General features: G+C 47.6%; 19 protein-coding genes. 11 read left to right on the forward strand and 8 right to left on the reverse strand.

Annotation, left to right across the window (positions count from 1 at the left end; translation table 11 throughout):
- The 4 genes from tnpA to BIY29_RS15005 all read right to left on the reverse strand — a co-directional run.
- A partial coding sequence (gene tnpA, locus BIY29_RS21030) for an IS66 family insertion sequence element accessory protein TnpA (protein WP_420808423.1) occupies window positions 1-146 on the reverse strand: 146 nt, incomplete at its 3' end.
- A gap of 163 nt (window positions 147-309) precedes the next feature.
- Window positions 310-1,488 (reverse strand): restriction endonuclease subunit S, encoded by a 1,179-nt coding sequence (locus BIY29_RS14995; RefSeq protein ID WP_121575898.1) that lies wholly within the window; start codon window positions 1,486-1,488, stop codon window positions 310-312.
- Window positions 1,481-3,115: an HsdM family class I SAM-dependent methyltransferase gene (locus tag BIY29_RS15000; protein ID WP_121575899.1), complete on the reverse strand. Its 1,635-nt coding sequence runs from the start codon at window positions 3,113-3,115 to the stop codon at window positions 1,481-1,483. The genes BIY29_RS14995 and BIY29_RS15000 overlap by 8 nt, the downstream gene beginning before the upstream one ends.
- Complete coding sequence (locus BIY29_RS15005; RefSeq protein ID WP_121575900.1) at window positions 3,109-6,204, reverse strand: type I restriction endonuclease subunit R; 3,096 nt, start codon at window positions 6,202-6,204, stop codon at window positions 3,109-3,111. Before BIY29_RS15005 ends, BIY29_RS15000 begins: the two co-directional genes overlap by 7 nt.
- A 293-nt stretch (window positions 6,205-6,497) precedes the next feature.
- Here BIY29_RS15005 and BIY29_RS15010 point away from each other — a divergent pair, with 293 nt between their 5' ends.
- From BIY29_RS15010 to BIY29_RS21035, 5 genes are all read left to right on the forward strand, one after another.
- On the forward strand, window positions 6,498-7,280 hold the full coding sequence (locus BIY29_RS15010; protein ID WP_121575901.1) for a type IV toxin-antitoxin system AbiEi family antitoxin domain-containing protein: 783 nt from the start codon (window positions 6,498-6,500) through the stop codon (window positions 7,278-7,280).
- A complete protein-coding gene (locus BIY29_RS15015; RefSeq protein WP_121575902.1) occupies window positions 7,267-8,196 on the forward strand; it encodes a nucleotidyl transferase AbiEii/AbiGii toxin family protein in 930 nt (309 codons plus the stop codon). The genes BIY29_RS15010 and BIY29_RS15015 overlap by 14 nt, the downstream gene beginning before the upstream one ends.
- Before the next feature lie 75 nt (window positions 8,197-8,271).
- Window positions 8,272-8,562: a transposase gene (locus BIY29_RS15020; protein WP_121575903.1), complete on the forward strand. Its 291-nt coding sequence runs from the start codon at window positions 8,272-8,274 to the stop codon at window positions 8,560-8,562.
- 8 nt (window positions 8,563-8,570) lie between these two features.
- Window positions 8,571-9,272: an IS3 family transposase gene (locus tag BIY29_RS15025; protein ID WP_121575904.1), complete on the forward strand. Its 702-nt coding sequence runs from the start codon at window positions 8,571-8,573 to the stop codon at window positions 9,270-9,272.
- Between the two features lie 3 nt (window positions 9,273-9,275).
- Window positions 9,276-9,413 carry an IS3 family transposase gene (locus tag BIY29_RS21035; RefSeq protein WP_121575905.1) on the forward strand — a complete coding sequence of 46 codons (138 nt, stop codon included), beginning with the start codon at window positions 9,276-9,278 and terminating at the stop codon, window positions 9,411-9,413.
- Window positions 9,414-9,760: 347 nt separating this feature from the next.
- Here the strand turns inward: BIY29_RS21035 and BIY29_RS15035 are convergent, their stop codons facing one another.
- A complete protein-coding gene (locus BIY29_RS15035; RefSeq protein WP_121575906.1) occupies window positions 9,761-9,967 on the reverse strand; it encodes a helix-turn-helix domain-containing protein in 207 nt (68 codons plus the stop codon).
- Window positions 9,964-10,425 (reverse strand): hypothetical protein, encoded by a 462-nt coding sequence (locus BIY29_RS15040; protein ID WP_121575907.1) that lies wholly within the window; start codon window positions 10,423-10,425, stop codon window positions 9,964-9,966. Before BIY29_RS15040 ends, BIY29_RS15035 begins: the two co-directional genes overlap by 4 nt.
- 373 nt (window positions 10,426-10,798) lie before the next feature.
- Between BIY29_RS15040 and BIY29_RS15045 the strand changes: the two genes are divergently transcribed.
- From BIY29_RS15045 to BIY29_RS15060, 5 genes are all read left to right on the forward strand, one after another.
- Window positions 10,799-11,944: an XRE family transcriptional regulator gene (locus tag BIY29_RS15045; protein WP_121575908.1), complete on the forward strand. Its 1,146-nt coding sequence runs from the start codon at window positions 10,799-10,801 to the stop codon at window positions 11,942-11,944.
- The gene (locus BIY29_RS15050) at window positions 11,941-12,306 is read left to right on the forward strand and encodes a DUF4411 family protein (protein ID WP_205680351.1); all 366 of its coding nucleotides are present in this window, start codon (window positions 11,941-11,943) and stop codon (window positions 12,304-12,306) included. The genes BIY29_RS15045 and BIY29_RS15050 overlap by 4 nt, the downstream gene beginning before the upstream one ends.
- The gene (locus BIY29_RS21040) at window positions 12,281-12,430 is read left to right on the forward strand and encodes a DUF4411 family protein (RefSeq protein ID WP_420808424.1); all 150 of its coding nucleotides are present in this window, start codon (window positions 12,281-12,283) and stop codon (window positions 12,428-12,430) included. Before BIY29_RS15050 ends, BIY29_RS21040 begins: the two co-directional genes overlap by 26 nt.
- A 287-nt stretch (window positions 12,431-12,717) precedes the next feature.
- Window positions 12,718-14,427, forward strand: coding sequence for a site-specific DNA-methyltransferase (locus BIY29_RS15055; protein WP_121575909.1), 1,710 nt, complete (start codon window positions 12,718-12,720; stop codon window positions 14,425-14,427).
- Window positions 14,418-17,051: a DEAD/DEAH box helicase gene (locus tag BIY29_RS15060; RefSeq protein ID WP_121575910.1), complete on the forward strand. Its 2,634-nt coding sequence runs from the start codon at window positions 14,418-14,420 to the stop codon at window positions 17,049-17,051. Before BIY29_RS15055 ends, BIY29_RS15060 begins: the two co-directional genes overlap by 10 nt.
- A gap of 71 nt (window positions 17,052-17,122) precedes the next feature.
- On the opposite strand, the gene BIY29_RS15065 is transcribed toward BIY29_RS15060, so the two are convergent.
- Window positions 17,123-20,107: a restriction endonuclease gene (locus BIY29_RS15065; RefSeq protein WP_121575911.1), complete on the reverse strand. Its 2,985-nt coding sequence runs from the start codon at window positions 20,105-20,107 to the stop codon at window positions 17,123-17,125.
- The gene (locus tag BIY29_RS15070) at window positions 20,107-22,260 is read right to left on the reverse strand and encodes a site-specific DNA-methyltransferase (RefSeq protein ID WP_240630159.1); all 2,154 of its coding nucleotides are present in this window, start codon (window positions 22,258-22,260) and stop codon (window positions 20,107-20,109) included. Before BIY29_RS15070 ends, BIY29_RS15065 begins: the two co-directional genes overlap by 1 nt.
- A gap of 173 nt (window positions 22,261-22,433) precedes the next feature.
- Between BIY29_RS15070 and BIY29_RS15075 the strand changes: the two genes are divergently transcribed.
- Window positions 22,434-23,120, forward strand: coding sequence for a GntR family transcriptional regulator (locus BIY29_RS15075; protein ID WP_121575912.1), 687 nt, complete (start codon window positions 22,434-22,436; stop codon window positions 23,118-23,120).
- Window positions 23,121-23,131 lie beyond the last annotated feature (11 nt).

Below are 23,131 nucleotides of genomic sequence, written 5' to 3' on the forward strand. Positions count from 1 at the left end.
GCGTCATCGTGATGATGTTTGAGCCAGTAATAAAAGGTGGCCGGGTTCAAATCGTGTTGCCGGCAATAGTGTTGTTTAGTTAACCCGCTCTGTTGCCAGGCGTCGAGATGCTGTTGCCGTTCACGGTGAGAATGCCGTTTTGCCATATTTTACCTCAGGTTCGTTTTATTGAGTGAGGGCAGCATGTGGCAGCAGAGTTTTGTTAACAATATGAGTTTGCCGGACGCTTACTAAGCTGCAAGGTATTTTGCTACGACAAACGAGGCGTAACGTTAATCTGGAATACGCCTCGCAAAAAGTATGAGGAGCTTATTTGACTGTAACCTGTCCGTTCATCAGCATAGGGAGAAGCCAGTCGCGGAGCATGGTGAGTTGATGGTTTTCTTTTGTCAGTAATTCAATTTTTTCAAAGACAGATTCTATTTTTATTGCATACTTATCGATTAAATCAATATCATCAGGCAATGCCAGATTAGTATATTCAATATCGCTTGAAACAATTGAGTTAAATACTGATCCAGTAGCCTTAATTTTAAGATGATGTATCAACTCTTTAGTAAGATAATACAAAAATACAAAACTCACTCCTTGTTTCGCTCTCAGTGCATAACATGACTGATTCATAGCCATAGGCACAGCATTCAGGGCAAGGCGACCAACCGATCCTCTTGCAGTAATAAATATTGTATTTTTTTCAAAGAGGCGCGTACTACTGTTTTTTAGACCAAAATCAGTAATGCTGTCCTGCGTATTCAGGCTATAAATATTTTTATCTGAATCCGTTGGCGTAAAAAATGGAATAGATCCGTTCCAATATTCAGGTTTTGTCTTTTTGGGAGTTCCACCGCCTAATAAATTAGCTAAAGACAAGATATTCGAAGCGCACCAACCCGCCGGAATTTCCCGTTTCAGGATTGGGTTATACACCATTTTCCCGCCGGAGGTTTTATACGGTTTGCCATTAGCATCAGGGAAATCAAACTGTACAAACCAGTAGTCGTATAGCGTTTTCGCCATCGCTTCCAGTTCGGTGTTAATGCGGTTGTTGATATTTATTTTCATATCAATTATTTCAAGAACCGTTCGTACTTTTATCTGAATCACAGGATTATTTATAGCAGGAACTGCCATTTCATGAAGCTCATTTCTGTTTACACCCGGCACGGCGCTTTTATCAGATGTACGAATTCGTCCTAAACAACTAAGAAGATAATAAATATATTTGGGGTCATTCCCCTTAAATTCTTGCACATACAAAGCCGTATTATGTGGCCAATAATTCCCCTCAACATAATACATTTCGCCTAGAGTGCCATATCGTCCGGTGACGACTCCGGGTCCCTCAACTTTATATTCATTATGATAGCCTGATGTCCCGGCAGAACTTATTACTGGATACGGACCCGCAACCCTGCTCCTTTCAGGTAAATCATACCCTCTTTTGAGAGTAATCAGATCCCCCAAACGCTTGTAAGTTACTTCACTCATACTTCAACCCCGCCAGTTGCTTCTCAATCTCTACTTCTAACTCGCGTGATTGATTAAACAGACTGTCCAGATTATCGGTAAATCCTTTCATCTTGGCGGCAAACTGTTCCGGCGTCATATCGACATACTCAATTTTCACGTCAAAATATTGCCCGGCGCTGAATGAGTAGTTTTTCGCTGCAATCTCATCATAAGAGACCACCACGGAGAAATCGTCTTCGCGCCACTTGTTATTAAATACTTCGCAGATGCGTTTCTCTTCTTCTTGCGTCAGCACCGTTTTCTGATTTTTACCGTCTTTGACCTTTTCGCCCAGATTCGAGGCGTCGACCAGCACCACGCCCTCTTTGTTGCTGTCGTCAATAAACAGAATCGAGACATTGGTGCCGGTGGTGGCAAAAATATTCGACGGCATGGAAACCACGCCCGCCAGCATCTTATTTTTCACCAGATGCTCACGAATACCCTTATCAATCCCCGACTGCGCGGTGATAAAGCCGGTCGGCACCACCACCGCCGCTTTACCACCCGGTTTCAACGAATAAATAATGTGTTGCAGGAACAGTTGGTAAATCTCCATCTTGTCCCTGGCTTTGGCTTTAATCTTTGGGATCCCGGCGAAGAAACGCTTCTGATTCTCTTTACTGTCCAGATCGTCACGAAAATCGCTGAAATCCATCTTAAATGGCGGGTTGGAAACGATATAATCAAAGCGTTTCAGTTCCCGCCCGTCCTTATGGTAAGGATACAAAATGGTATTGCCCTGAATCACATTCGGAATGGAATGCACCAGATTGTTGAGGATCAGGTTCAGGCGCAACAGGCTGGAAGATTTCTGCGAAATATCCTGAGTATAAATACTACAGCGATCCTCACCGATGGCATGCGCCACGTTCATCAACAATGTGCCAGAACCAGCAGCGGGATCGTAACAACTGACGTTGCGTACCGTGCCCCGCTGTTTTTCCGGAACCAGAATCGCGGCCATAATGCGCGCCACCGCGTGGGGCGTATAATACTCGGCATATTTGCCGCCCGCGTTGCTGTTGTAGTCTTTGATCAGGTATTCAAAGATGGTGGCGTAGAAATCAAATTTCTGGCTAAAGATACGCTCGAAGCTGAAATTGACCAGTTTATTGATGATGGCGCGGCAAAAATCGTCGCGTTTTGATTCATCGGCGATAAATTGGCTAAGGCGGTCAAACAACACCACTTTCGCGCCGCCGTCGGTTTTAACCGCGAACACGTCATTGTTGATGGCTGCGATATCCATCAGGGTATCGTCAAAAGTTTTGGCGAAATCCGCCGCGTTTTGCCGGTTGAACAAGCTGGTAATGAAATGGTGCGGCTTCAGGCGCGCGGTATCGGCGCTCATTCTCAGTTGTAGCTTGTCCAACTGCTCTTCACTCATCTGGCTAAGCGCCCCTTCCCAGCTTTCCGCGCTGGCGACGGCCTTATCCACCTTTTTCGCCTCGAAGGCAAACTTGTCGTTCAGGAACTTGTACAGGAACGCCTGAGTGATAATTTTGAATTCGTTACCGTCGTTGCCCAGGCCGTAGTTGGCGCAAATGCTTTTCAGGCTGTCGATCAGGGCCTTGGTGTTGTCTCTAAATTCCAGTTCTACCACGTACGTGCTCCGGTATTAAATTCGTTCAGGTACTCTGTGACAATCAGACGGTTGATATCGTTCGCAGCCTGTGCCGTCAGTTTGATATGGTGCTGATCTTCAAAATGTTTGAGCACACAGGACACCATCTGCTTTTCAAAGTAACCTTCATTGTTCAGGAGCTGACTGTTATTCAGCACCTTATCATCCGCATCCAGCTTCACATCAAGCAGCGCCGCAAAGATTTTACGTTCCGGCTCGCTGAAGCCGCCGCGCTCCTGTAACCGTTTGTGCGTGCGCGCATACTTAGCATCGCCCCGGTACTTCTGGCGCAGCAGGTTGTTCTGACGGTTCAGTTCCCGGATGCGGTCATGGATTTTATTCAGTGTGCCAATATTCGCAACCATTTCGTCCTGCGTGACTTCGCTGAGTTTCTTTTTCTTAAACAGGCGCTCCAGTTCTTCCTTCAGGGTGATGAATTTCGGGTCTTGCTGATCAAAGTTGCTGGCCAGCGCTTCGCGGGTTTTGCGCAACGTTTCTTTTAGCTTGTCGGCCAGCACCAGTTCTTCTTCGCCGATCTTGACGAATTTGAAAATCACGTCTTCCAGCGCCCGGTTCAGCAGATTTGAAGTATCGGTCCCCTGCTCCAGATCCGCTTTCAGGTTCAGCAGATCAAGGTGATTACTGGCTTCACGATACAGCAGATTCAGTTTGCTGAAATCCAGCGCCTGAAGAAATTCAACATTCCCTTGCTGCCGAATCAAGTTATACAGACTTCTGGCATCGGCTAACGCCTTTTTCAGCGCCAGCGCCGTTTCTCTGTCCTGTATCTGGCTGACCTGATCGGCAAAAATTTCCGCATTTTCGATATCAAAACGGAACAGAACGTCTTTGATATGTTCGATTTCCTGCCGGATTTCTTCCTGTGATTTGAACAGCCGGGAGTAATGCTCCATCTCATCGCCCAATTCGGACTGGAGCTCTTCAAAGTAGGCTTTATTGGTGGCATCGAACTCCTGACGTATGTCGGCAAAATCCACCACATAGCCGTAGCGAAAATCTTTATAGGTGCGATTAACACGGGTCAACGCCTGAAGCAGGTTATGCCGACGGATTACCCGTCCCAGATAGAGTTTTTTCAGGCGTTTGGCGTCAAAGCCGGTCAGCAACATGTTGTAGACAAACAGTAAATCAATGTTGCCGGCCTTGAAATCCTCCACCCACTGTTTGCGTTCCTGTTTGCTGCCCACATCGTGCAGAATCAAGGCGGCACGTTTGACCTTTCGCTTTTCCCGAGCGGTAGCATGATAAACAACGTTTGATTCCGCAGCATGACCAACAGGCGTTATGTTTTCCGGCGCCGACATGGGGGCAGATTCCGTATCGTCCGCATTAAATAAAGCAAACATCTGTTTCGCCTGTTCCGAACTGTCGCAAATCACCATGCCGCCAATGGTGTCGTCATTTAACGCGCCCCGGCTCTGTGCGAAGTCGGTGATGATGTAGTCCAGCATCGGTTTAGCAAAGCTGGGGTGGGCGTAAACATATTTCCGCTCCACATCACCCATTCTGACTTCAACATCCTTTAGCGCCTGCTGTAACACCAGCCGGTAATTGGTGGCTATCTCTTCCCGGATCAGGCGCAGGGTGTAGCCGTCCGCGATAGATGCGTTGTAGTAGTATTTGTGGATGTAATCGCCGAACAGCATCCGCGAGTTATAGTCGTCCCCCAGCAGCGGCGTTCCCGTCAGGCCAATTTTGATCGCGTGAGCATCCGACTGGCTTAAGTTGGCAAGAAAACTGCCTTCAGGGTTATAGCTGCGATGAACTTCATCAAGAAAGTACACCCGCTGAATACTGACATCGTAATCCTTAGTCGAGACGACATCCGGGTCGTCTTTAAATTTCTGGATGTTGACGACGGTGATTTCCGGCGTTCCCTGATGGTTATGAAGTACCTGAGTCGCTTTGATATCGCGGCTAAACGCATCACGCGAGTCGATCAGATGTACGGTAAGACCGCGAGCCGTAAATTCACGCTGCGCCTGTTGCAGTAAGTCCAGACGATCGACAATAAAATAGAACTTGGGAATGACCTGCTTTTTCTGAAAATAATCCGTCAGAAAGCGCACGTTATAATAGGCCAGCGCCGTTTTCCCGCTCCCCTGCGTATGCCAGATAATGCCTTTTTTGACGCCCGCATTCAGCTTGTGCTCAATCGCTTTAGTAGCGAACAGTTGCGGATACCGCATGATGTGTTTCTGTATACCGTCTGGCTCAGAAACATAGGCCAACGCATAACGCAATATAAACGCCAGCCGATCACGGCTCAGTAATGAAGTACAGATGCGGTTCGTCGGTCGATTATGATCTTTATTTGTCTGAAATTCCGGGTTGGTGCGGATCACTTCCAGATTATTATCTTTTAATACAGCGATTTCAGTTTCATCGGACAAGGGTTTGAGCAGCGCAGTCAGATTAAAGAGTTCTTCTTCGCGAAAATAGTTGAACTCGGGTTTGTGGTACGCACTGCTGGCATAGAATGCGCCCTGAAGCGGCTCGGGATCGCCGTCGTCATACTCCATGTTATTGGAGAAGATCATAAATTGGGTGATGTTGGCGAAACGCTTGAATTTAGGGTTCTGAAAACGTTTATTGATACGGTTGCGCTCCGCCAGTATGCCTTCCCGGTTGTTGGGCTTTTTCACCTCGATAAAAACCAACGGCATTCCGTTAACCAGCAGGGTGATATCCGGGCGAAACTCTTCATCGCCATTTTCACAGGTCAGTTCAGTGACCACATGGAAACTGTTGTTGTTGAAGTTTTCGAAATCAATCAGTTTTACGTTAGAGCGATCGGTGAGTTTTTCGAAGAAGGCGCGGCCTAAGTCTTCATTGTCGAGAAGAAGTTTGAGCTCTTCCAACTGGCGGTCAATGTTATCAAGCGCTGTATCGGGATTGATTCTGGCGATGGCAGAAGTGAAAATGTCAGGAAAGATGTTAGTGCCTCTATCCCAGACCTGCTCTTTGAGGGACAAATAGCGGTAACCCAGTCTTATCAAGTGCAGGATGGTTGGGATCTTTACACGGGTATCTTCAGTGAATTTCATCTTATTCCCTGTTTTATCATGCCGTTACTTATCAGGGCATACAGTAGATGCAACGCCTCAGAACGATGAGTAACGACTATTGTTCAGCTTTGCTTCTATGTTACACGTTCCTTTTAAGCCAACCGAATATATTTACGAGCCTTCTTTAGTGAGTAGCCAAGGTTTGTTTTTTTGTTTAAATGTCGATTCAAAGTCGACAAATCAATAAATAATAAAACCAAAACTTGCCATGATTTTTCACTAAATCCATAATAGTTTAAAAATGGACTAAATTGTCTACTCATAGGTGACATTTGGCTAACTATATAAACTGGCTGATGCAGAATACCCTACCCGGTCAGGTGTTGCTCCAGTCATGGCTTAGCCGCAACGGCATAGATCGTAAGCTCTCTTACCGCTATGTACAGAACGGCTGGCTCAGGCGGGTAGCGCATGGTGTTTACTGTCGGACGGGTCGCGAACCCGACTGGGTCGATGCGGTTTCCTGTCTGCAAACCCAGTGGGAAAAACCGGTGCGGATGGCAGGGCTGACCAGTCTTGCGCTACAGGGCCATGCTCACTATGCCGAACCGGGCAGGCCGCAGGTCTGGCTCACGCTCCCGCCTTACGTCAAGCTACCCGGATGGTTCGCCACCTTTAAACAATCCGCCACCTTTATCACGTTATATACGTCGGGCCTGTCCGCTGATGTAACACCATTCATTACAGAATTGAAAATCGGCGATCGGCGAGTAATGGGCAGTTGCCCGGAACTTGCCGCGTATGAAATCGCCAGCGGCGTTCCCGCACAGATCTCGTTTGAACATGCCGACACTCTGTTTCAAGGGCTGAACCTTCTCAGCCCGCGTAAGTTACAGGCACTGCTCTGCGCCAGTCATTCGATTAAAACCAATCGGGTGGTGCTCTATCTCGCGCAACGCAACGGACATCCTTATTTTCAGTATCTCGATCAAAGCCGCATAGATACAGGCACGGGAAAAAGGCAAATCATCCCCAACGGCTGGCTGGAACCGGATTATCAGATCACTGTTCCCAAGGAATTTAAACCAAAAGGAGTCGAAAATGGATCAGCGTGATATTTACGCCCGACAAGTCAAACTGTTGATGACTGCCCTGCCGCATGTAGCGAAAGAATCCTGTTTCGCGCTGAAAGGTGGGACGGCAATCAACCTGTTTGTACAAGATTTTCCTCGCCTGTCGGTGGACATCGATCTGGTTTATAAAACCTTCATGGACCGCGATACTGATCTGTCGGCCATCAATGACGCCTTAATGCGTATTGCGGAATCGCTGAACGGCAGTGCGGGGATAACAGCTATTCGGCAGGAGAATAAAGCCGATGAAAAGCGCATTATCGTTAACGCCGCTGATGCGCAGATAAAGATTGAAGTCAGTCCGGTCTGGCGTGGATTGCTGTTGCCTCCGGCAGAAATGCCGGTGTGTGAGCAGGTGGAAATGGAATACGGTTTTACCACCATGAATGTCGTCTCACTGGCGGATCTTTACGGCGGAAAAATCTGCGCCGCACTCGATCGCCAGCATCCGCGCGATCTGTTTGACGTACTAAATATGCTGAAGAAACCGAGTCTCACGCGCGAGATCTTTGACGGTTTTCTTTGTTATCTGGCAGGGCATCCTCGCCCCATAGCCGAACTGCTGGCCCCTAATTGGGACACGGCGCGGATCGCCACGCTGTACCAGCAGGAATTTTCAGGAATGACGCAGCAAGAGACTTCTCTGGAATCGCTTTTATCAGTAACGACTCTACTGCCGCAGGCGTTGAAATCTCATTTTACCGCTCGGGATCGTCAGTTCTTACTCAGTTATAAACAGAATCACCCTGACTGGTCGCTGTATCGTTATCCTGAAATTCAGCATCTCCCGGCCATTCGCTGGAAACAGCGTAACTTATCGGCGCTGAACGCTAAAAATGCGGCTAAATTTACAGCGGCGGTGAACAAACTGAAGAGGGTTCTGGAGCATTATTTTTAGCTCTGGTTCAGAGAGATCTGTCCTTGATTTAGCGCCCACCTTGTTTTCAAATCAGTCAACGAAAGCGAGGTCACTATGCCAAGACAACAATATACTCCAGAGTTCAAGCGCAGAGCCGTTGCATTGCTGCTCGAAAGCGGCAAGTCTGTTGCCCGTATGGCACAGGAGCTTGATATCAAAGAGAACACGCTCTACAACTGGAAAAAACTCTATCAGGATAAGGCGGGGGCTGCTTTCTCCAACACGCCGCAGCTCTCCGAACAGGAACTGGAGATCCGCCGTCTTAAAGCCAAAATCGCCGAACTGGAAGAGGATAAGCTCATACTGAAAAAAGCGGCGGCGTTCTTTGCGCGGGAAAGCCGCTAAGATACGCCATGGTCACTCAGTTATCGGCTTTCCATGAAGTGAAGCGAATTTGCCTGTTGCTCAATGTCAGCAGGCGGGGTTACCGGTCATGGCGCAATCGCTCTCCCAGCCAGCGACAGTTGGCTGACGACATCCTGAGCCAGAGGCTGATTCAGTTGCATCACGACAGCCGGGGAACTTACGGTATCCGGCGTCTGCAAAGTGATTTACAGGATGAACAGCGTTTTCATGGTAAAAGCCGCATCAGCCGTCTGATGAAACAGTCCGGTCTGAAAGCCGCAGATCAGACGCGCTATAAAGTGACGACGAACAGTCAGCATGATTATCCGATAGCGCCCAACCTGCTAAACCGGGCGTTTAATCCGTCAGCGGCGAATATCGCGTGGGCTACGGATATCACGTATATCCGTACGCAAGAAGGTTGGCTGTATCTGGCGACAGTCATAGACCTGTATTCCAGACGAATAATCGGCTGGAGCCTGAGTAACAGACTGAAAACTCAGGTTGTGATTGACGCACTGGCGATGGCGATAAAACAGCGAAAGCCGACAAGACAGGTGATAGCGCATTCGGACAGAGGGAGTCAATATGCGAGCCATCGATATCGGGATGTACTGAAAGATAACGATTTACGCTGCTCAATGAGCGGAAAGGGTTGCTGTTATGACAATGCGGTCATGGAAAGCTTCTATCACACGCTGAAAACGTAGCTGATGCGGGGAAAAGCCTTTGTCAGTAGAGAACAGGCGATGAACGCGATATTCGATTATATTGAGGTATTTTACAATCGTCGTCGCAAACATTCTACGCTGGGTTATCAAACGCCAGTGGATTATGAAATGGCGGCATAATTAGGTGGGAATAATTTCAGGGACAGATCAGTGTAAATGTGTCGTCGCTTTGCGGCGCAGACCTCAAAAACAGCGGGAAGGTGAAGCAGAGTAGAGGATGACCTTAACCGCAATGCGGTCCGGCATTTTCAAAGGTTGATGCCGGTAAAAAAGGCGACCATCCTGATACATCAGGCGCTTCTCTCAGGTCATGAAGCATTTTGTGCCGGAGGGATATTACTGTGCAGCAAAAGATGCAGATAAGAGAAAACTGTTTTTCCCTTTTAAAGGATTATTTGTTGATTTTTTACATCAGATAAACAGGAGAAACGGCGCAAAATCTGTATCAGATCTGCGCCAATGGGATATCAATAGTAGCGAGAAGGCCAGATTTGCTCCGGCGTGACGCCCAGCGCTTCAGCAATCAGCCGTTCTCCCTTGGGCCAGTGTTTTGTCAGCGCATTCGCCAGCGTGGAAGAGGCCAGCCCCGCGTTACGCGAAACCGCCGCAAGTGTTGTTCCCCGTTTTTTCAACGCCGCAATAATATCGGCGGGATGCCAATCCTGTTGGTTCATGCCGCCTCCTCGTCAATACACTTCACGCCGTCAGCGGTACGTATCCAGCGCGGAGCTTTCAGTTCAGCGGCAAAGTAATCAACCAGTTCCGCCAGGAGCCAGCGCAATTGTTCTTCCGCTTGTGGCGGAAACATCCGGCAAAGCAGAAGCTGAGTCAGGGTAAAACAGTAGTCGCAAAGCGTATCCGCATCCGGGGCGAAACGAGGAGAGTTTGTGGGCAAGGTATCAACGGTCAGGCTGTCTATCAGGTGAGGCGGAATGGGATCGCTTAGGCCCGGTTTCAGCAGCGTAAGACCGGCGGCAAGCCGACCGCAGAGAGCCATCCTTAGAGACGGATCGTCGCTTTCAATCAGGGTTGCGGCGAAGTTTTCGCAGTGATCGGCCAGTACGGTGAAATCTGTATCGGCATTAAAAGGGTGGGAAAGTAACGGATGAGTTTGATCGAGGGTTGTAGCCATAAGGCAGCCTCCAGTATGTGATGTTTAAACCACCACCTAAGAGACCAATCTTACGGGTGGTGGACTGAACGGAGTTGGTCTTACCGGCCATACTGGAACCGGCGCACCTTGCGGTGCCCCCGCCCAGCCCACCATAATTCGGTATAGTTAAGCATACGACATAAAAAAAGACGCAAGGCGCGTCATATGTCGCCAGTATGGTATTCGGGAGACCAATCCCGGCACCTGATTTGCAGGTGCGCGTAAAAGATACCGCGACAAGGAATGAACGGCAAGGATTTTGTCAAGTAAAGAAACCAACATGCACTGAAACAACGAGTTTTAAACGGATTATTCATTTATAATGACAGACAACATCACCGGGAAGCGTGTTATGGCCACTGCAAACATCAACACAGCAATGCTGATCTGGGCGCGTGAGCGTTCCGGTTGTTCTGTGTCTGAATTTGCCCATAAGCTTACGATCGATGAAGAACGTCTGTTGAAGTGGGAGTCCGGCAAGCAAGCGCTAACATTTAATCAGGCCATGCAGTTCGCTGATAAGGCCCATGTCCCTTTTGGCTATCTGTTCTTATTAAAGCCTCCCGTTGAAACGCTTCCGATCCCCGATTTAAGAACGCTTGAGGGTAAACCGGTTAGCCAGCCCAGTGCGGAACTGCTGGATTTGGTTAAGCTCATGCTTCAGCGTCAGGAATGGTACAGGGAGTATCTGAAACAACAACTGGCAGAGCCTAATTCCTTTGTCGGGCGTTTTTCTGCCCGTACTGATGTCAACATCCTCGTTGAGGATATCAGAGGAGCACTCGGGATTGGTCTGTATCCCGAACGCGGCAACAGTGATGATTACTACCGGGATCTGATTAATCGCATTGAATCCCTCGGTATTTTAGTCATGCGGCAGGCAAACTTAGGCCACTTCACTCGTCCTCTTTTGGTTGAGGAATTCCGCGGCTTTGCCATTACTGATGAGTATGCGCCAGTTATTTTCATCAATCATGCTGACGCCCCCGGCGCTTGCTTATTTACCCTAATTCATGAACTGTGCCATATATGGATTGGGCAGTCTGGTATCTCTGATGGTGATAGCCGCACGTCCCGCAGAGAAGAAGTTTTATGTAACGCAGTCGCGGCTGAGTTATTAGTTCCTGCTGAAGAATTCAGCCACCTCTGGCAACGCGATCTTGAGTTGTGGCAGGAAAACCTCCCTCATTTGGAACGGCATTTCCGGGTCAGTCACTGGGTGCTGGCCCGCCGTGCGTTAACTCTGGGATTTATTCAGTATGACGACTACGACCACTTTATTGCTGAGTTAAAGGCTGCATGGTTGGAGCGAGAGAAAAGTGGTAAAGGCGGCCCGACTTATTACAAAACGAAAAAGGCGCAGATCAGCCGGCCATTTTCCCGTGCGGTGGTAGCACAGGCATTGAGCGGTCAGCTTTTATTACGGGATGCCAGTGCGCTTCTTGATGGTATGAAACCAGCTAAAATTCCTGTTTTCGCTAAGGAGCTTGGTATATGAGATATCTGCTGGATGCAAATACTTATATTCAGGCCAAAAATCAGTATTACGGAATGGATATATGCCCTGCTTACTGGGATTGGCTCGATCTTCAGTTTCAGCAGGGCGCAATTGCCAGTGTGGATATGATTGGCCGAGAACTAAAAGACGGCAATGACGAGTTGGCGGAGTGGGCAAAAGCACGCCCCGATCATTTCATCAGCAATGATGATGCCAACACTCAGCAGATTTTCGCTCAGGTTGTTCAGGCCGTCATGACGGGCGATTATAACGCTGGTAATCGTGATAACTTTTTAGCAAAAAGACGATCCGTGGATCATCGCCAAAGCAAAATCCATCGGCGCCGTTGTTGTTACACATGAGTCGTTTGTCGCACTCAATACCAAAAAAGTTAAAGTTCCGAATATTTGCCAGCAGTTTGGCGTGCCTTGTATGAATACTTTCCAGTTTTTGCGTGAGTTAAACGCGCGGTTTGTGCTTGGTTAATTCAATATATAAGTCCGCCTCTCACAATAGCAATCCGTAATAGACGCTTGTCCCGACGTTTACCTGAGCAGCGGCTCCACTCGGCTTTTTCAAAACCAAATGGCATCGGATAATCTTCTGGGTGCATATTTGCACCGTGAGTCAGCGCCCACCGAAAGCGCTGACTCACGGGCTTATTCGCCCGTGGATATGTGGGTAACAGCCAACTTTCTATTAAATCCGCTGATCTGTATGACACGACCTAACACCTGCCCACAGCATAATAAAATTGGACAGGATCCTGACTAATGCCAACGTTAAATTGGATCGGCAAAGAAGCCGTTAATAAGCATCACAAAGATGTTCCCTTTCGTTTGCTTGAGCATGATGCTGATTTATCTCATGGACAAGACGATAGTGGAAATATTATTGTTCAAGGTGATAATCTACAGGCACTAAAAGCATTATTGCCTCGTTATGCAGGCCAAGTTAAATGTATTTATATCGACCCACCTTATAATACTGGAAATGAAGGTTGGGTATACAATGATAACGTCAATAGCCCTGAAATTAGAAAATGGTTAGGGGAGGTTGTCGGTAAAGAAGGTGAAACTTTAGATCGTCATGACCGCTGGTTGTGCATGATGTACCCTCGATTGGTATTGCTAAAACAGTTTATGACTGATGACGGCATTATATTTGTATCCATTGACGATAATGAAATTCATTATTTAAGATCATTAATGGATGAGATTTTTGGAATAAAAAAAAGAGTGGCAACTTTAGTCTGGAGAACAGATGGCAACTTCGATAATCAAGCGAAAATAAAAAATTGTCACGAATATATTCTTATTTATGCGTCTAATCCTGAAAAATTACCTCACCCAAAAGTTATCGATCCGTCCGTTACTAAAGATAGCAAACTAAATCGTGATTTCATTCAAAACACGATAATAAAAAACGGCCCCAAAAACCCGATCAGTAAGGTGATTCTTCCCGCTGGTTTCCCTGCATCAGTTCAAGAGGCTCACATATCAAAAAAACATGACTCATGGCCATATATTTATAACGACGTCATCATTCGAAATGGAAAGCTAACTCATGATGTAACGGTTGAAAGCGGTTGGGCATCCAAGAATCTATTATTAGAGTTTATAGCATCTGGTTTTAAACCTGTATTAGACACAAAAAACCAGAGAACTACTTTCTTCATTACAGCCACAGGTGCAATTGAGTCAAAAAAAGAAAGAGAGAATGCTAGTCATGTTATCACTGTTATCAGTGGAGTGGGAAGTACACAATCACAATCACAAAAGCTATCTGACATGGGATTTAAATTTCCATTTCCAAAACCTGTCGAACTAGTAAAATACTTGATTTCAATGATCGATGATAAGGACTTTCTCGTATTAGATAGTTTTGCCGGTTCAGGCACAACGGCACATGCGGTTCTACAACAGAACAAAGAAGATAATGGAAACCGTAAGTTTATACTTATAGAAATGAATGAGCATATAGCAAAAAACCTAACTACTGAAAGAGTGAAAAAAATTTGCAACGGATATAAAAATAATAAAGGAGTCAAATTTTCAGGTCTCGGAAATGGTTTCAAGTTTTTCAATCTTTCCGCTGAACCTCTATTCCAACCTGAAGGCCCTATTCGAAAAAATGTTACTTTCAATGAGCTAAGCGAATTCGTTTGGTTTATGGAAACCGGATCAGGTTTAACGGTATCACCTTTAGCCAAGAAACAGCCATCCACACCATTCCTCGGTGTACATCAGGAAAAAGCCGTCTTTCTTCTGTACAACGGCATATTGAAAGATCGCTCAGATATTGGCGGTAATGTTCTTAATCATCGTTCCCTGAGGTTCCTTGATGAAATCACTCCACCACATTTTTCCGGTACGCGAATCGTATATGGCGCTCGCTCTCGGTTTGATAAGAAAAAACTCAATCAGTTAGGCATTATCTTCCATCAACTTCCCTATGAACTGGCGGTGAAAACATGGCTCTGAACAGTCTGAAATCATACCAGGAACAACTTCTTGACGATTTCTCTTCGTACCTTTCCCGCTGTAGAGAATTGCAAGATCCAGCAGAGGCTTTCCGCGAATCCACACTCAAAGGTTTCAGCCGAGCACTGCCTTATTACCCCTTACCTGGCGCAGAAGCTATACCTTATGTTTGTTTACGGGTTCCTACCGGTGGCGGGAAAACGCGTATCGCCGGTCAGTCGATAAAACGCGTTAACGAATATTTTCTTGGTATAGAGCACACCCTAATATTATGGCTGGTTCCATCAGATCCCATTCGTGAACAAACACTTCACTCACTGAAGACGCCGGGGGAATTATTATACCAGGATATGCGTGATCTGTTCGGTTCAGTACATGTGTTGGATATCCAGGAAGCTTTATATATACAACCAGCCACGTTAAATACCGGAAACACAATTATCGTCGCCACGATGCAGAGTTTTAAGCAAGATACTGACGATGGGTTGAGAGTCTACCGTCAAAATGGCAGCCTCATGCCACATTTCAGTGGTACTTCATCAACGCAAAAAGGGGAACATTCGCTCATGGATGTCATCAGGCTACGCCACCCTTTTGTTATTGTCGATGAAGCGCATAATCAGGGAACACCACTGGCTGTCGATACTCTTGTCCGCTTTAACCCCGCGTGCATACTTGAGTTAACCGCAACCCCTGACCGTGCGAATCATCCATCCAATGTCCTCAGGAGCGTCTCCGCCGCAACCTTGCAAGCGGAAGATATGCTGAAGTTACCGCTGGAACTCACGGTTCATCCAGAATGGCAACGGTCTATGGCCGAAGCGATTAGCCGGCTAAGGCAGTTGGAAGAAGAGGCTGTCCAGGAATTCCAGCAAACCAGTGAAGAAATCAAACCTATTGTGATGTTGATACAGGCCGAGCGCCAGGCAAAAGAACAAGAAACGTTTACGCCGGAGCGCGTTAAACAGCATCTGATTAATGATTTCAATATCCCCGCTGATACTATCGCCATTGCGACAGGTGCTCAGGATGAATTATCGGGTAAAAAACTGGGTGACCCTGACTATCCCCAGTTCATCATTACTGTCGATAAACTACGCGAAGGATGGGATTGCCCTTTTGCGTATGTGCTTTTCTCTTTCCGCAATACCACTTCCGCTACGGCAGTAGAGCAAATCCTCGGCCGAATATTACGTATGCCGCATGTTAAAAGAAAACAGCATGTGGCGCTTAACCGTTGTTATGCCTACGTCGTATCGTCAGAATTTGCGGCAACAGTTCAGGGATTGCGTGATGGATTAGTACAAAGTGGCTTTGAAAGGCTCGAAACACAAAGTTTGATTCAAACCCATGGAGAGCCACCATTTACAGGAGATCTCTTCTCCCCCCAGGGCGATTTGGTTATTCCTTTACCCGAATCCGAAAATAGTCTCGTCCTTCCTGATGAAACCGCTCTGGAAACCTTACCAAAATCACTTCGCGACAAGCTAGAGATCTCTCCAGAGAGTGGGACTCTGACATTAAAAGGTGGCGCTAATAATAAACAGATCCAACAATTGGCTGACACATTCAAGCATCCAGAAATAGCCAAAGACGTTCTCGATCGGCTTGAAATGGCGTCATCCAGACAAAATGCGCCACTACAAAAGGAAATAACACCTGCGGAGCGGGGACATACTGCCCAAATACCTTTACTCACATACCGGCAATCTGGGTTCTTTGATGTGTTTGATGAAACTCCACTTTTAGATGCTGACTGGGAAATAGGGGACTTTGACCCGGTGCTTTCTGATAACGAGTTCACTCATGATGCAGAAACCATGTATCGCGCTGCATTGAACATTTCTCAATTAGAGAAAATCGAATGTAGTGTTTATGAGCAATTAGATAATCAACTGGCATTATTCAGTAAAGAACATGGCTGGGAAGTCACTGATTTGATTTATTGGCTGGATCGTAATCTACCTTTCCCTTACTCCGAACGGGAAAAAAAGGTCGCATGGATCAACGCAGCAATTGATTATTTGTTGGAAACAAGAGAGTTCTCTCTGGACGAATTAGCCTACCGGAAGTTTCGTTTGCGCGGTGCGTTGGAGCGAAAAATGGCAGCTGGGTTAGTGCTCGCTAAGCAACGCATCTTCAACGACTTGTTTGATGACGAATCACAATTTGCGGTGCTAGACGAACATGCCGTGTCGTTGGAGCCAGGGCGCTATGCTTACGATTTTCGTTATACCGGGTTTATTCAGCTCAAACGTCATTTCTATCCCGTTATCGGTAATCTGAAAGATATCGGGGAGGAATTTGAATGCGCCGAATTTATTGCCAACCGGCTTGATGGTGTCGATTGGTGGTTGCGTAATGTAGAGAAAAAACCAACCTCTTTCTGGTTGCAAACCGCCTCAGACCGATTCTATCCTGACTTTTTGATACAAATGAACAATGGCCCACTCGTTGCTGTTGAGTATAAAGGATCTCATATCAGTGATACCCGAGATAGTCGAGAAAAGAAACGAATCGGAGAACTGTGGGCCAGACGCAGTGAGGGCCGATGCCTCTTTGTCTGGGTTGAAAATAAAGACTGGTCAATAATTCGTAAAGCAGTATCTCATGTAGTCTCCTGATACAGAAATCTGGCGAAACCTGCCTTCAAGAGAGGCAGGTTTACCAGAGCCTATGCCGCTACAGCCGACAGTCAAATATTCCACTGTTCAGGTACTGAAACCGCATACTCGATGCCAATTTCCCTGAAGTGTGCCGCGGCAGACTTGATTTTGGCATTTTCGGAGGGTCTCCTTTTTTGTTCATCCATGGTGCTCTTGGTTTCACGCACCATATAGATCCGATCCTCGCCGTCTTCGGATTTGATGATGGCCCAGTCGGGATTATAAGGGCCAACCGGCGTGTCGATCTGGAATCTTGGCGGTAGTTTCATAAACAGCCTGATATCCTCGCGGTGATCGAGAAACTCTGCGAACTTTCGCTCTGGGCTGTCCGGCCCGCCATCAAACACGACGTAATCAAAATCGGTTTTCTCGGGGTGTTCGACGCGGTACAGATGCTCTTTGAAGAAATCCTTTTCGGCAAGGCCGTCGGCTTGCAACTCGCGGAGTTCATAGATGGAGCCGCCGATCTTTTCATACTGAACGCCTTCGACAATGACGCGCTGTAGTTCACCCTCTACGCAACGGAGTACCATCGCCATAAAATCGTTCGGATTGGAAATGAACTCGTCCAGCCGGCCGCTACCTGTGAGAATATCCACCAGCGTCTTACGCGTAAGAGACGTACCTTGCTGCAACTCACCGATAATGTCCGGCAAGTCATAGCTGCCTTTGAGGTCGACTGTTCGTGCACTCAGTTCTTGCCCTTGCGTGCCGCCACGCAGCACCCTGACACCCGCACGTGTGACATCAATACGTAACGGCTGGATTTTGGGTTCAGCCTTGATCGCTTTTATGCACGCCTCAATCAGCATAGGGTGTTTAACTGTCACTCGATAAGTGGTTTTCTGGCTGATAGCACGCCAAAGCATCTCAAAATCCGGCGAGGCATAGAGTTCTTTGTTGAATTTACGCTTGGCCCGCATGCTTACAGGTTTCACATATTTCTCAATACCCGCATTAAGGATGCACCGGATAATATCTGATTCGTAGGGCCTGAACTCAGCAGGCAAATGTAATGAGAATCCTGCTGCATCCGGCAGAAACATGGAAGTTGCCTTACCATCCTCAATGAACCCTGCGTTTTCCAGATGTTTGAATATGGCAGAAGATGTCTTGAACCCCAGCATGTCATCGGTCATCGCACCATGAGGATCCCTCTTCATCAACTTGGCAAATTCATTAGGTCGTACCTGTCCGATGGCTACGCCCGCCTCCCTGTATTCAGCTTGCAGGTTCTGAGCGAACGTCGCATAAGACTCATTAGCAACCACGGTGAGTTGTGCAACGCTGCGGTCGGTAACACGCTCATAGCCTTTTACTGTTTTCGCCACTGGCAGGCGCAGACCACGTCCCAACGTTTGCCGACGTTCCGTTTCCGCGCCCATTTCACGCAGCGTACAAATCTGAAACACGTTAGGGTTGTCCCAGCCCTCGCGCAGTGCGGAATGGCTAAAGATGAAGCGTACGGGTTCTGCGTCGTCCAGCAGACGCTGCTTGTCTTGCATAATGAGCTTGTAGGCGTCGTCATCTTTGGCCGTTGTGCCTGACGAATCCACAAAGGTCGTGCCACCACGCGTTTTCAGTTGGGAAAAATACGCTCGCCGTAATTCGCAAGGATCCTGCGGCAGCAATGTTTGGTAGACGTCAGACTTGCTACGCTCTTCCCTGAACACCTCATCGAACCACTTGGTGAACTCGCCGTTTGCGTCTTCGTTGTTCACCCCATCGCCGAGAAAACTCGCCACCTTGTCTACGAAAAACAGACTCAATACTTTAATCCCCTTCGGGCGCAACATCGCTTCCTTGCGCAAATGCTCGCGCACGGTTTCCCGAATCATCTCCTTGTAAATCGCGCCCGTTGCGCCCCCCAGGGATTCACCTTCGCATAACAGGTTTCCATTCGGCGTCAGTTCAATACTGGCAGGCGTACCGAAAGCGGTAATGCTCAAAGCATTAATACGCCAACCTGTATAAGCAGGATTTCCCGTGACGTCTGACAACTCCTGGTGCGGCTTGACCTTTTTGCTACGACGTGCGATAGAGCCATCCGCCTTGCGGCAAGCCAGTTCAAGTTTCGCGGCTTTCGTGTCTTTCACTTCCAGCAACTTGACGTAAGGCGCAACATCCGCACCGTGCTGTGCGACTTCAGCCACAACGATCTGTTTCACCAGACCGAGATCGTGCGCATCAACCGGATCGAGCCGGTAGATCTGGTTTCGCCGCTGCTTATGCGTGGCCGAGTAGCGCAGCGTAAATACGGGATCGAGTTCACCCACCGCGGACTGGGATAGCAGTGATTCCATATTCTGTGGTTCATCCATGATAACCACGGGATGCGTGCCTTTCAGGTAATCCAGCGGACGCAAGCCATTGAGTTTGTCGCGCTGCTGGTGAATGATGCGCGTATTCTTGTTACCGCGTATCGCATCGATCGTCATCACCAGTATTTGCACGTTGGTCGCAGTCGCAAAGGCCTGAACTTCCTCGGCTTTGTCGCCGCTGTAGACATTCGCATCGAAAGGCTGCGCCGGATAGAGGCTGCGGAAGTGCTCGCGCATCAGACGAATACTGGTGTTCACCCCTTCACGGATGGCGACGCTGGGAACCAGGACGATAAACTTGGTGAAGCCATATTTCTTTGCCAGTTCGAAAACAGTACGCAGATAAACGTAAGTTTTACCCGTACCGGTCTCCATTTCGATGTCGAAATCCAGTTTGTCATCAACCAGTTTTTCGCTTACCTCCAGCCCGTTGCGATCCTGTACTGTTTGTAAGTTAGCAAGGATAGTGCCTTCATCCAGTACCAGATTATTGCCGATAGCACCAATCTCCTGTTCAATGCCTAAATCCAGCTCACCTTCCCGACTGGCAACGCTGCCACGCAAGGCAATCGCGATCTTGTCGGCATCCTTTGGTTGGCCATCGAACAAATCCACCACGGCGTTGATGGCATCAATTTGATATTGCTGATGCGAATCAAATTGAAAGCCCGTATTTTGAGAATGACTGTTCATCACGCCGTCCTCAGCTCAATACCTTTGCTCCTGGCATATTGAGCAATATTAGTTTTCAGTTCGTCGTCGCCGTGGAAGGCATCTTCCAGAATGATCAGGCGCGTAGGTTCGGTTTTCACCAGTTCCCGCAATTGTTCCAGTGTGGGTTTGGTTCGCTCGTTTAAGTACGCCAGCAGACGCGGCTTGTTGGCATCGCCAGCAATGGCATGGATGTCTAGCCCGGCGATAGTCCGTGTACTGAGGTGTTCGCTCAACGAATAGCCTAGCTTCAGCAGCAGCTCAGTAAGCAGATCGTCTGGACTGGCCTCATCAGTGCTGCTATCGCGCAGGTCGAGCAAATGTTGAGTTAGCTTGTCAGGTTCGATATCACTGGTGACGCGCCATTTGGTGAAATGGGTGTCCGCCAGTTTGTAGGCGCGAAAGCCGGTGTCCACCTGGCTTTCTGCAAAATCGGATTTTATTTTCTCGCCCGCGAGTTCGATGCGCTTACGGGAGATGTCGGCGATAGTGGCAAAGTCTGCCTTGCGCGCTTCTGAAGCTTCAGGAGTAGGTTCGGGCAGTTGCACCATGATGAAACGACGTTTGCCGTTGTCTTCAGCATTAAGCTGCATTACGGCATGGGCGGTGGTAGCACTACCGGCGAAGAAGTCTAGGATGATACAATTGGGATCATAGCGGGTTGCAGCAAGGAATAGTTTTGCCAATAGCTTTGTTGGCTTCGGAAAGCTCATTACATTTTGAAGCCCAAAGATAGCATGCAGCTCATCGAAGGCGTCTTCATTCGTCCCCCAACCATCAGAAAATAAATCGTCCGAAATTAAAAAATTTGCTCCAGAGGAAGAATTCCCTCTCATAGGAAGTAGATCTTTCAGTTTTTTCTCTCTAGGTTCACTGACAATACGCCGAAAATAAAGGTCTTGCGTAACATACAAGCTTTTTTCTTCAGCATAGCTATCCAAGAGTTTTTGGGAATAAATCCAATTACTATCAACTTTGACATCTTCAGCCAAAAAACCGTCTCTGATAACAAGATCTGATAGTAAAATCATCTCCATATTTCCAGAGCTAATCCGGCTTCCCTTTGGAACAACATGATTTTTTGATTTAAATCTACTCGGTATCCCTTTTTTGATGAGGCGTACACCACGAGAATTCGTGGTCTTAATTACAGGGTATGTTTCTACATTTCGTGCAATTTCACCAATAAGTCCATTGAAATTAGAAATGCTTCTAGAATAAACAAAAACATACTCTTTTATATTTGTTGAACTTTCAGACAAAAAGGCTCCTTTCTTTTTCTTTTCCCATACAAGTTGGGCAATGAAATTTCTTTCGCCGAAGACTTCATTACATAGTTTCTTCAGGTTGTCCTGTTCATGGTCATCAATCGAAATAAAAATCACGCCATCATCAGTAAGCAGGTTGCGGGCTAATTTCAGGCGCGGATACATCATATTTAACCAGTTGGAGTGATAACGCCCTTCGGTCTCGCTGTTGGTAGAGACTTTCTTACCTTCCTCATTCACCTGCCGCGTCCACTCCAGATAACTGTCCAGCCCCTCCTTGTAGTTATCGGGATAAACAAAATCGTTGCCGGTGTTGTAAGGCGGGTCGATATAAATCAGCTTGACCTTGTTGTGATAGTGCCGTTGCAGGATCTTCAGTACTTCAAGGTTGTCTCCCTCGATAAACGCGTTCTGCGTCGTGTCCCAGTCTTTTGAGTTGACCAAGTCTGGTTTCAGTGTTGCAGTAGTCGGTGCTTGTGCGGCACGCAGCGCGCGCTTTTTGCCTGGCCAGAACAGACCAAAGCGCTCGTTACTGTCAGCCACATCATCGGCTAGCAGCTCGCGGAGTTTTTCAATATCCAGCTTGCCATCAGCAACAGCTTCAGGAACCAATTCGGCAAGCTGGCCAGCCAGTTCGGTGCGGAAATTCGGGGTAGTGCTCGGGACCTCAAAAAGGTCGTTGCTGATATCGGAAAGTGGTGAACAAAACTCATCCTGTTTGTGCTCGGCCAGAGCATCAATACTGTAACTCGGTTTAGCATTTTTTTTCTGCTCAGAGCTATGCTCAGTAATACGTTCATTTGCCATACTGATAATACGGTTTTTGTTCAGCGGATAGTCAAGGCTTATCGGCTCTTGCTCACTCATGGCGCTAAAAAATCCGTCAGTCTGGTTTTACAGCAGATAAATAAACGCTGAGTTAATAATTGGCTCATGGGATGGGATGTTCGACATCGCATCCCGCCGCCTTCCTGCAACTCGAAATCCATTGGGTATAGATGTATCATGATCCGTAAATATCTTGAGTAAAAAGCGGCTGTATGGACACTCCTTTTCAGATCAACAACAATGAACCGGTAAACCAGCAAATTTATCGTGAGCTGCGCAAAGACATTGTGGAATGCAATATTCCTCCGGGTAAGCTGCTGTCCGAAAAAGAAATATCAATGCGCTTCGACGTCTCCCGTCAGCCAGTCAGAGAGGCGTTTATCAAGTTGGCTGAGGCCGGGCTGGTACAGATACTGCCGCAGCGCGGCACTTTCGTGATGAAAATTTCTGAACAGCGGGTGGCGGATGCCCGTTTCATCCGTCAAGCGCTGGAGTGCGCCATTGTCCGCCGTGCGGCGGCGTCGGTCACCGATGAACAACTGTTGATGCTGGAACATAATTTACGCCGTCAGGAACTGGCTGCGCAGAATGAGCAGATACGTGAATTTCTCAGTCTTGATGATGATTTCCACCAGCGTTTGACGCAGATTGCGAATTGCCTGCTGGCGTGGGAAACCATTGAGTCGATTAAAGCGACAATGGACAGGGTGCGCTTTCTCAGTTTAAGTCAGGTTTCCCCGCCAACGAGCCTGATTCAGCAACATTATCTTATTTTCAATGGGCTGAAAGCCCACGATGCCGATGCAGCGGAAAAAGCGATGCGTTTGCACTTACAGGAAATGATTTACTCGATTACGCCCATTGCCGAGCAAAACAGAGATTGGTTTGAGCATTCGTGAACGGCGGCGCT

Origin of the sequence: Brenneria alni (assembly GCF_003666245.1) — a bacterium.
In the GTDB taxonomy this organism is placed as follows: Bacteria; Pseudomonadota; Gammaproteobacteria; order Enterobacterales; family Enterobacteriaceae; genus Brenneria; species Brenneria alni.

What these genes read in the sequence shown, in the direction of transcription:
- BIY29_RS14995 (WP_121575898.1), bottom strand. Translation starts at nt 1,488, where the DNA reads ATGAGTGAAGTAACTTACAAGCGTTTGGGGGATCTGATTACTCTCAAA.
- BIY29_RS15005 (WP_121575900.1), bottom strand. Translation starts at nt 6,204, where the DNA reads ATGAAATTCACTGAAGATACCCGTGTAAAGATCCCAACCATCCTGCAC.
- BIY29_RS15015 (WP_121575902.1), top strand. Translation starts at nt 7,267, where the DNA reads ATGGATCAGCGTGATATTTACGCCCGACAAGTCAAACTGTTGATGACT.
- BIY29_RS15020 (WP_121575903.1), top strand. Translation starts at nt 8,272, where the DNA reads ATGCCAAGACAACAATATACTCCAGAGTTCAAGCGCAGAGCCGTTGCA.
- BIY29_RS15025 (WP_121575904.1), top strand. Translation starts at nt 8,571, where the DNA reads ATGGTCACTCAGTTATCGGCTTTCCATGAAGTGAAGCGAATTTGCCTG.
- BIY29_RS21035 (WP_121575905.1), top strand. Translation starts at nt 9,276, where the DNA reads ATGCGGGGAAAAGCCTTTGTCAGTAGAGAACAGGCGATGAACGCGATA.
- BIY29_RS15035 (WP_121575906.1), bottom strand. Translation starts at nt 9,967, where the DNA reads ATGAACCAACAGGATTGGCATCCCGCCGATATTATTGCGGCGTTGAAA.
- BIY29_RS15040 (WP_121575907.1), bottom strand. Translation starts at nt 10,425, where the DNA reads ATGGCTACAACCCTCGATCAAACTCATCCGTTACTTTCCCACCCTTTT.
- BIY29_RS15045 (WP_121575908.1), top strand. Translation starts at nt 10,799, where the DNA reads ATGGCCACTGCAAACATCAACACAGCAATGCTGATCTGGGCGCGTGAG.
- BIY29_RS15050 (WP_205680351.1), top strand. Translation starts at nt 11,941, where the DNA reads ATGAGATATCTGCTGGATGCAAATACTTATATTCAGGCCAAAAATCAG.
- BIY29_RS15055 (WP_121575909.1), top strand. Translation starts at nt 12,718, where the DNA reads ATGCCAACGTTAAATTGGATCGGCAAAGAAGCCGTTAATAAGCATCAC.
- BIY29_RS15060 (WP_121575910.1), top strand. Translation starts at nt 14,418, where the DNA reads ATGGCTCTGAACAGTCTGAAATCATACCAGGAACAACTTCTTGACGAT.
- BIY29_RS15065 (WP_121575911.1), bottom strand. Translation starts at nt 20,107, where the DNA reads ATGAACAGTCATTCTCAAAATACGGGCTTTCAATTTGATTCGCATCAG.
- BIY29_RS15070 (WP_240630159.1), bottom strand. Translation starts at nt 22,260, where the DNA reads ATGAGTGAGCAAGAGCCGATAAGCCTTGACTATCCGCTGAACAAAAAC.
- BIY29_RS15075 (WP_121575912.1), top strand. Translation starts at nt 22,434, where the DNA reads ATGGACACTCCTTTTCAGATCAACAACAATGAACCGGTAAACCAGCAA.